Genomic DNA, 6676 nt, shown 5'->3' on the forward strand with positions numbered 1-6676 from the left:
AGCGGCCACGCGCTGCCGCCCCACCTGCTGCGCCTGCACCGGCCGCCGCGCCGGACGACGACTCCACCGCCTGGTTCGACGAGGCGCCCGCGCCCGCGCGCGCGGAGCCGGTCAGCGACGAGGCCATCGCCGTCATGGACTGGGCCGGATTGAAAGCGGCCGTCGCCACCTGCACCCGCTGCAAGCTGTGCGAGACGCGCCGCAACGCCGTGAATGGCCGCGGCGCCGCCAACGCCACATGGATGGCCATCTCCGCCGCGCCGACCCGCCTGGACGAGAAGGAAAACCAATCCATCGCCGGCGAAGCGGGGCAACTGCTGGACAATATGCTGAAGGCCATCGCGCTCAAGCCGGAGCAGGACGTCTACGTCACCCACTTGGTCAAATGCCGTCCATCCGATGCCGACGGCGCCGACCGCGCGCCAAGCGGCGAGGAGTTGCTGGCCTGCCGTCCGTTCCTGGACCGCGAGCTGGCGCTGACGGGCGCGACGATGGCCATGACCTTCGGCCAATACGCCGCCAAGGGCCTGATGATGGGCCCCGCCGCGCGCGGCAAGGTGATGCGCTACGGCGCGGCCGAGCTGCCGGTGGTGGCGACCTACCATCCGGACGACCTGCTGCGCCGCCCGGAAGACAAGGCCAAGGCCTGGGGCGACCTGTGCCTGGCCAAGGCCGCCCGTGACTAGTCAGCCGCCCGCCGCCCCGGCGAGCCCGTCCCCGTCAGGGGCGCTCGCCGGCCACGCGCCGGCGGACAGCTACCAGCTCCGCTTCGAACAACGCTGGGGGCACCTGACCCGCCCGCACGTGCGCGCGCTGGCCTGGCTGCTCGACGCCCCCGACCTGCTGGACCCCGCCTCGCCGCACTGGCAAGGCCGCATCGCCACGCTGGGCGCCATATCGCCCGAGACGGCCGCCTGGCTGGCCGCGCTCGAGCAGGATCCGATCCCGCTGGACGCCGCCCTGGGCACCCGCCACTACTCGCGCCTGGGCCTGTACGCTGAAAAGCTGATGGCCTTCTACTTCGCCGAGCACGGCCAGCTGGTCGCGCACGGCCTGCAAGTGCGCGCCAGCCGCAACGACACCGTCGGCGAATTCGACTTCCTGCTGCGCGACGGCGACGACCTGGTCCACCTTGAATTCGCCACCAAGTTCTACCTGCTCGACGCCAGCGACGCCGGCGCCGATTTCAACGGCCTGATCGGCCCCAACCTGGCCGACACGCTAGGCGCCAAGATGCGCAAGATCTTCGACAAGCAGCTGTCACTGGCCAGCCACCCGGCCGCGCAGCCCTTGCTGCCGCAGCCGGTGGCGAGGGCGCAGGCGCTGGTCAAGGGCTGGCTGTTCTACCCGGGCGGCGAGGGCGCGGCGCCGATGCCGGGCATCTCGCAGCCGCATTGCAACGGCTTCTGGATCACGTTGCAGCAGGCCGCCGGCCTGCAAGGCGAACGCTACGCCATCATGCCGCGCCTGCACTGGCTGGCGCCGTTGAAGACGCCCCTGGACTCCACCGCGATGAACAAGACCGAACTGCTGGCCGCGTTGCACGACCACATGGCGCAGGTCTCCGCGCCGGTGATGGTGGCGGAGTTGGAACAGCAAGGGGAATGGCTGGTGGAGCGCAGCCGGGGCTTCGTGGTACCCGACGATTGGCGCGCCCAAGCCGCGCAGCGCCGCCAGGACGGGGCGCTGCCGGCTTAAGCCAAGGTCAGTGTTTCAGCTCGCCGATCAGCGCGACCGAATCGAACTCGCGCTGGTTGGCCGCATGCTTGCGCATGATGAAGAACATGGTCCCCGCCAGGAACAGGCCGAACAACACGATGATCACATCCAGGTTCAGGTGGCCGCGCAGCATCAGCGAGTACATGGCCAGCATGGTCAGGATGGACAAATTCTCGTTGAAGTTCTGCACCGCGATCGAATGGCCCGCGCTCATCAGCACGTGGCCGCGGTGTTGCAGCAGCGCGTTCATCGGCACCAGGAAGAAGCCGCCCAGCAGGCCGACCAGGATCAGCAGCGGGTAGGCCAGCGCCACCGATTTCACCAGGGTCATGCTCATGACGATGACGCCCATGGCGATGCCCATCGGGATCACGGTCAGCGACTTGCGCAGCGAGATGAAGCGCGCCGAGAGCACCGCGCCCAGCGCCACGCCGATGGCGACCACGCCGACCAGGCTGGTCGATTGCTCGTAGCTCAGCTTGAGGGTGCGGTTGGCCCACTCCAGCACGATGAATTGCAGCGTCTGCGCGGCGCCCCAGAACAGCGTGGTGACAGCCAGCGAAATCTGTCCCAGCTTGTCCTTCCACAGCAGGCCGTAGCAGTTGGCGAAGTCGGTGATCAGCTTGATCGGGTTGCGTTCCTGGTGGCCGTAGACGCAGCCGGTGTCGGGGATGCGGGTGTTGAACAGCGCCGCCAGCATATAAATGCCGACCACCACGCACAGCGCCGCCTCCGGCGGGGTGTCGATGCCGGTGTCGATCAGCGGGAAGTCCAGGCCCAGCAGGAAGGAGGACACTTGACCGCCGACCAGCTTGCCGCCCATGACGGTGCCGAAAATGATCGACATCACGGTCAGGCCTTCAACCCAGCCATTGGCCGCGACAAGTTTCTCTGCGGGAAGTAATTCGGTCAGGATGCCATATTTGGCGGGCGAATAGACGGCGGCGCCGAAGCCGACCAGCGCATATGCGAGCAGCGGATGGACGTGGGCGAAGATCAGCAGGCAGCCGGCAACCTTGATCAGGTTGGAGATGAACATGACCTTGCCTTTAGGCATGGAATCAGCGAAAGCGCCGACAAATGCAGCCAACAGCACATAAAACAGCGTAAAGGAGAGTTTCAGCAGTGGCGTGATCCACGCCGGGGACTTCATGGTGACTAGCAGGTCGATCGCGACAAAGAGCAGCGCATTGTCCGCCAATGACGAAAAGAACTGCGCTGCCATGATGGTATAGAAACCACGATTCATTCTGGGATGCCTGAAAACATATCTGGCTTGCTTTATACCATGCTTTGATCGTATCCCCAAGAATTGAGCCATGCGGATCAGCCGCCGCACGGTAAAATACGGCCTTCGTCATTTTGCTCACATTGCTTATGTCCAGGCCTATCGCTGCAACCATCCACGTTGAATCCATGAAGCACAACCTGGCCTGCGCCAAGGCCCAGGCGCCAGGCGCCAAGGCCTGGGGGGTGGTCAAGGCCAACGGCTACGGCCACGGACTGGAGCGGGCGATGCGCGGCTTCGCCGACGCCGACGGGCTGGCGCTGGTCGAGGTCGACTACGCCGTACGGCTGCGCGAACTGGGCTGGAAAAAGCCCATCCTGCTTTTGGAGGGTTTCTTCGGTCCGGCGGACTTGAACACCATGGCCGGCTACGACCTGCAGGCGGCCGTCCATTGCAACGAGCAACTGGCGTGGCTGGAGGCGGCGCAAGCCGGGCTGGCGGCGCGCGGCATCAAATTTGACCTGCATCTGAAAATGAACAGCGGCATGAACCGGCTCGGCTTCATGCCGGACGCCTACGCCGCCGCGCACGCGCGCCTGAGCGCCATGGCCTGCGTGCGCAGCATCACCATGATCACCCACTTCGCCAACGCCGACGACGCCGAGCACCCGCTGCTGCCGATCGCCGAGCAGGTGCGCCGCTTCGAGCTGGGCACGGCCGGGCTGGCGGGGGCGCGCAGCCTGTCCAATTCGGCGGGCGTGCTGATGCACCAGCAAACCCTGCGCAACGACTGGATCCGTCCCGGCATCATGCTGTACGGCGGCTCGCCGGGCGGCGCCACGGCCGAGTCGTTCGGCCTGCAGCCGACCATGACGCTGACCAGCGAGATCATCGGCATCCAGCACATCGTGGCCGGCGACGTGGTCGGCTACGGCAGCCGCTTCCAGGCCGAGGGCCCGATGACCATCGGCGTGGTGGCCTGCGGCTACGCGGACGGCTATCCGCGCAGCGCGCCGATGGGCACGCCGGCGCTGGTGGACGGCGTGCGCACCCGGCTGGTGGGGCGGGTGTCGATGGACATGCTGACCGTGGACCTGACCGGCCTGCCGTCGGCGCGGGTGGGCAGCAAGGTCACGCTGTGGGGCCGCGGCATGCCGATCGACGAGGTGGCCGAGGCGGCCGGCACCATCGGCTATGAGCTGATGTGCGCGCTGGCCCAACGCGTGCCGGTGCAGGAAGGCTGAGCGCATGGCCAAGGCTAAAACCAACTACACCTGCAGCGAGTGCGGTGGCACGGCCACCAAGTGGACCGGCCAGTGTTCGTCCTGCCAGCAGTGGAACACGATGGTGGAGACCGTCATCGAGGCGGGCGGCAACAACCGTTACTCGCAGCCGCAGCACTTGTCGCTGGCGCAGACCGCGCCGGTGCTGTCGCTGGCCGACATCGACGCCATCGACGTGCCGCGCTTCGGCACCGGCATCGAGGAGTTCGACCGCGTGCTGGGCGGCGGCCTGGTGGCGGGCGGCGTGGTGCTGATCGGCGGCGATCCGGGCATCGGCAAGTCGACCCTGCTGCTGCAGGCGCTGGCCAATGTGTCGCACCTGAAAAAAGTCCTGTACGTCAGCGGCGAGGAATCCGGCGCGCAGATCGCGCTGCGCGCCAAGCGGCTCAACATCGACGCCCGCGACCTCAAGCTGCAGGCCGAGATCCAGCTGGAGAAGATCCTCGGCACGCTGGCCGACCTGAAGCCGGAAGTGGCGGTGATCGACTCGATCCAGACCGTGTATTCGGACGCGCTCAGTTCGGCGCCGGGTTCGGTGGCGCAGGTGCGCGAGTGCGCGGCGCAGCTGACGCGCATGGCCAAGCAGACCGGCGTCACCATCATCCTGGTCGGCCACGTGACCAAGGAAGGCGCGCTGGCCGGCCCGCGCGTGCTCGAGCACATCGTCGACACGGTGCTGTATTTCGAGGGCGACAACCATTCGAGCTTCCGCCTGGTGCGGGCCATCAAGAACCGTTTCGGCGCGGTCAATGAATTGGGCGTGTTCGCCATGACGGAGAAGGGCTTGAAGGGCGTGTCGAATCCGTCGGCGCTGTTCCTGTCGCAGCATGACAACCAGGTGCCGGGTTCCTGCGTGATGGTGACGCAGGAGGGCACGCGTCCCTTGCTGGTCGAAATCCAGGCGCTGGTGGACGCCAGCCACCTGCCTAACGCGCGCCGGCTGTCGGTCGGTCTGGAGCAAAATAGGCTGGCGATGCTGCTGGCCGTGCTGCACCGGCACGCCGGTATCGCGGCCTTCGACCAGGACGTGTTCATCAACGCGGTGGGCGGCGTGAAGATCACCGAACCGGCGGCCGACCTGGCGGTGCTGATGGCGATTAACTCGTCGATGCGCAGCAAGCCGCTGCCGCGCGGCTTCGTGGTGTTCGGCGAGGTGGGGTTGGCTGGAGAGATCCGTCCGGCGCCGCGCGGGCAGGAGCGCCTGCGCGAGGCGGCCAAGCTGGGCTTCTCGACGGCGATGATCCCAACCGCCAACGCGCCCAAGCAGCCGATCGAGGGCATGACCATCATCGCGGTCGATCGTATCGACGATGCCTTCAATAAGCTGCGCGAAATCCAATAACGTTGTATTGTTACGTGTTGTAATTGTTAATACTGAATAATTAGTAACTGAATACGCGCAAAGGAACAGATAGTGTCAGTTGATCAAAGGTCGGTCGCGCGCAAGATCGTGCGGGCCAAGGCGGTGGTGGTGATGGACGGCATGCCGCCGATGCAGGGGCGTACCATCGACATCAGCGCCCATGGGTTGTCGCTCAACTTCGAGCATAAGCTGGAGGCCGGGCACATGGGGCAGTTGTCGTTCGAGCTGTTCATTGACGGCAAGGCGCAGGTGCTCACTTGCCGCTCCAAGGTCACGTATTGCATCTTTAGTGGCGATCATTTCAAGATCGGCTTCCAGTTCCTGAACATGGATTCCATCACCACCAGCGCTGTCAACAAGTTCCTGCGATAGGTCCGACGTAGCGGGCCCTGGGGCGGATCGGGCGCTGGGCTTGCACTTGTTCGAGTGCATGCGCCAGCCAGCCGACGCAGCGGCCCAGCGCGAACAGGATGAAGGGCGCGTCGTCCGGCAGTTCATGGGCGGTGGCCAGCGCGGTCAGCGCGAAATCAATATTCGGCAATTCCCCCGCCTGCGCCTCAGCCGCGGCGGCGAGGGCGGCGTGCGGCTGCAATTCCGGCAGTAACTTCAGCAGGGCGCGGGCGCGCGGGTCGCCTTCCGCGTAGAGCTTGTGGCCGAAGGCGGGCAGCGGGCGGCCGCTGGCCAGCCAGTTGGCGACCGCCTCGTCGGCGCCGTGCTGGCGGGCGGCTGCGATCAGTTGCGCGAATTCGGCCGAGGCGCCGCCGTGCAGCGGGCCGGTCAGCGTGGTGAAGCCGGCCAGCACGCCGGCCGCCAGCGAGGCGCCGGTCGAGACGGCGACGCGGGTGGCGAAGGTGGAGGCGTTCAGTTCGTGGTCGGCCATCAGGACCAGTGCGCGGCGCAGCAGGTCTTCGGCGGCGGGGCGTCGCCAGGCGCGGGCGAGGCGGGTACAGACCGTGTTTGGCGCGGCTTGGCCGGCAGGCTCCGGGCCGATCATCGCCTGCGTGAGCGTGGCCAGGATGCTGGCGGCCTCGGCGCGCAATTCGATGGCGGGGCGGCACAGCGAGGGCGCGTCGCTGGCGCAGC

7 protein-coding genes are annotated in these 6676 nt (G+C 66.7%); 5 read left to right on the forward strand and 2 right to left on the reverse strand.

What is annotated here, in order from left to right:
* Together GTP90_RS34320 and GTP90_RS34325 are read left to right on the forward strand one after the other, a co-directional pair.
* Positions 1–686, forward strand: a 686-nt coding sequence (locus GTP90_RS34320) for a uracil-DNA glycosylase (protein ID WP_161087713.1), incomplete at its 5' end; no start/stop codon positions are given.
* A complete protein-coding gene (locus GTP90_RS34325) occupies positions 679–1698 on the forward strand; it encodes a DUF1853 family protein (RefSeq protein ID WP_371875177.1) in 1020 nt (339 codons plus the stop codon). The genes GTP90_RS34320 and GTP90_RS34325, both read left to right, overlap by 8 nt.
* Before the next feature lie 7 nt (positions 1699–1705).
* Here the strand turns inward: GTP90_RS34325 and lplT are convergent, their stop codons facing one another.
* Complete coding sequence (gene lplT, locus GTP90_RS34330) at positions 1706–2968, reverse strand: lysophospholipid transporter LplT (RefSeq protein ID WP_161087714.1); 1263 nt, start codon at positions 2966–2968, stop codon at positions 1706–1708.
* A 128-nt stretch (positions 2969–3096) separates the two neighbouring features.
* On the opposite strand from lplT, the gene alr reads away from it, so the two are divergent.
* The 3 genes from alr (at position 3097) to GTP90_RS34345 (ending at position 5965) form a co-directional block, all read left to right on the forward strand.
* On the forward strand, positions 3097–4191 hold the full coding sequence (alr, locus tag GTP90_RS34335) for an alanine racemase (protein ID WP_161087715.1): 1095 nt from the start codon (positions 3097–3099) through the stop codon (positions 4189–4191).
* Positions 4192–4195: 4 nt separating this feature from the next.
* Positions 4196–5572 carry a DNA repair protein RadA gene (gene radA, locus GTP90_RS34340; RefSeq protein ID WP_161087716.1) on the forward strand — a complete coding sequence of 459 codons (1377 nt, stop codon included), beginning with the start codon at positions 4196–4198 and terminating at the stop codon, positions 5570–5572.
* Positions 5573–5644: 72 nt separating this feature from the next.
* Positions 5645–5965 (forward strand): PilZ domain-containing protein, encoded by a 321-nt coding sequence (locus GTP90_RS34345; protein WP_161087717.1) that lies wholly within the window; start codon positions 5645–5647, stop codon positions 5963–5965.
* Here GTP90_RS34345 and GTP90_RS34350 read toward each other — a convergent pair.
* Positions 5946–6676, reverse strand: a 731-nt coding sequence (locus GTP90_RS34350) for a citrate synthase (protein ID WP_254452183.1), incomplete at its 5' end; no start/stop codon positions are given. The genes GTP90_RS34345 and GTP90_RS34350 overlap by 20 nt on opposite strands.

This window comes from Duganella vulcania, from assembly GCF_009857655.1.
In the GTDB taxonomy this organism is placed as follows: domain Bacteria; phylum Pseudomonadota; class Gammaproteobacteria; order Burkholderiales; family Burkholderiaceae_D; genus Rugamonas; species Rugamonas vulcania.

Bases quoted from the DNA above. Each gene is read 5' to 3' on its own strand.
- alr (WP_161087715.1), top strand. From the start codon at position 3,097: ATGTCCAGGCCTATCGCTGCAACCATCCACGTTGAATCCATGAAGCAC.
- radA (WP_161087716.1), top strand. From the start codon at position 4,196: ATGGCCAAGGCTAAAACCAACTACACCTGCAGCGAGTGCGGTGGCACG.
- lplT (WP_161087714.1), bottom strand. From the start codon at position 2,968: ATGAATCGTGGTTTCTATACCATCATGGCAGCGCAGTTCTTTTCGTCA.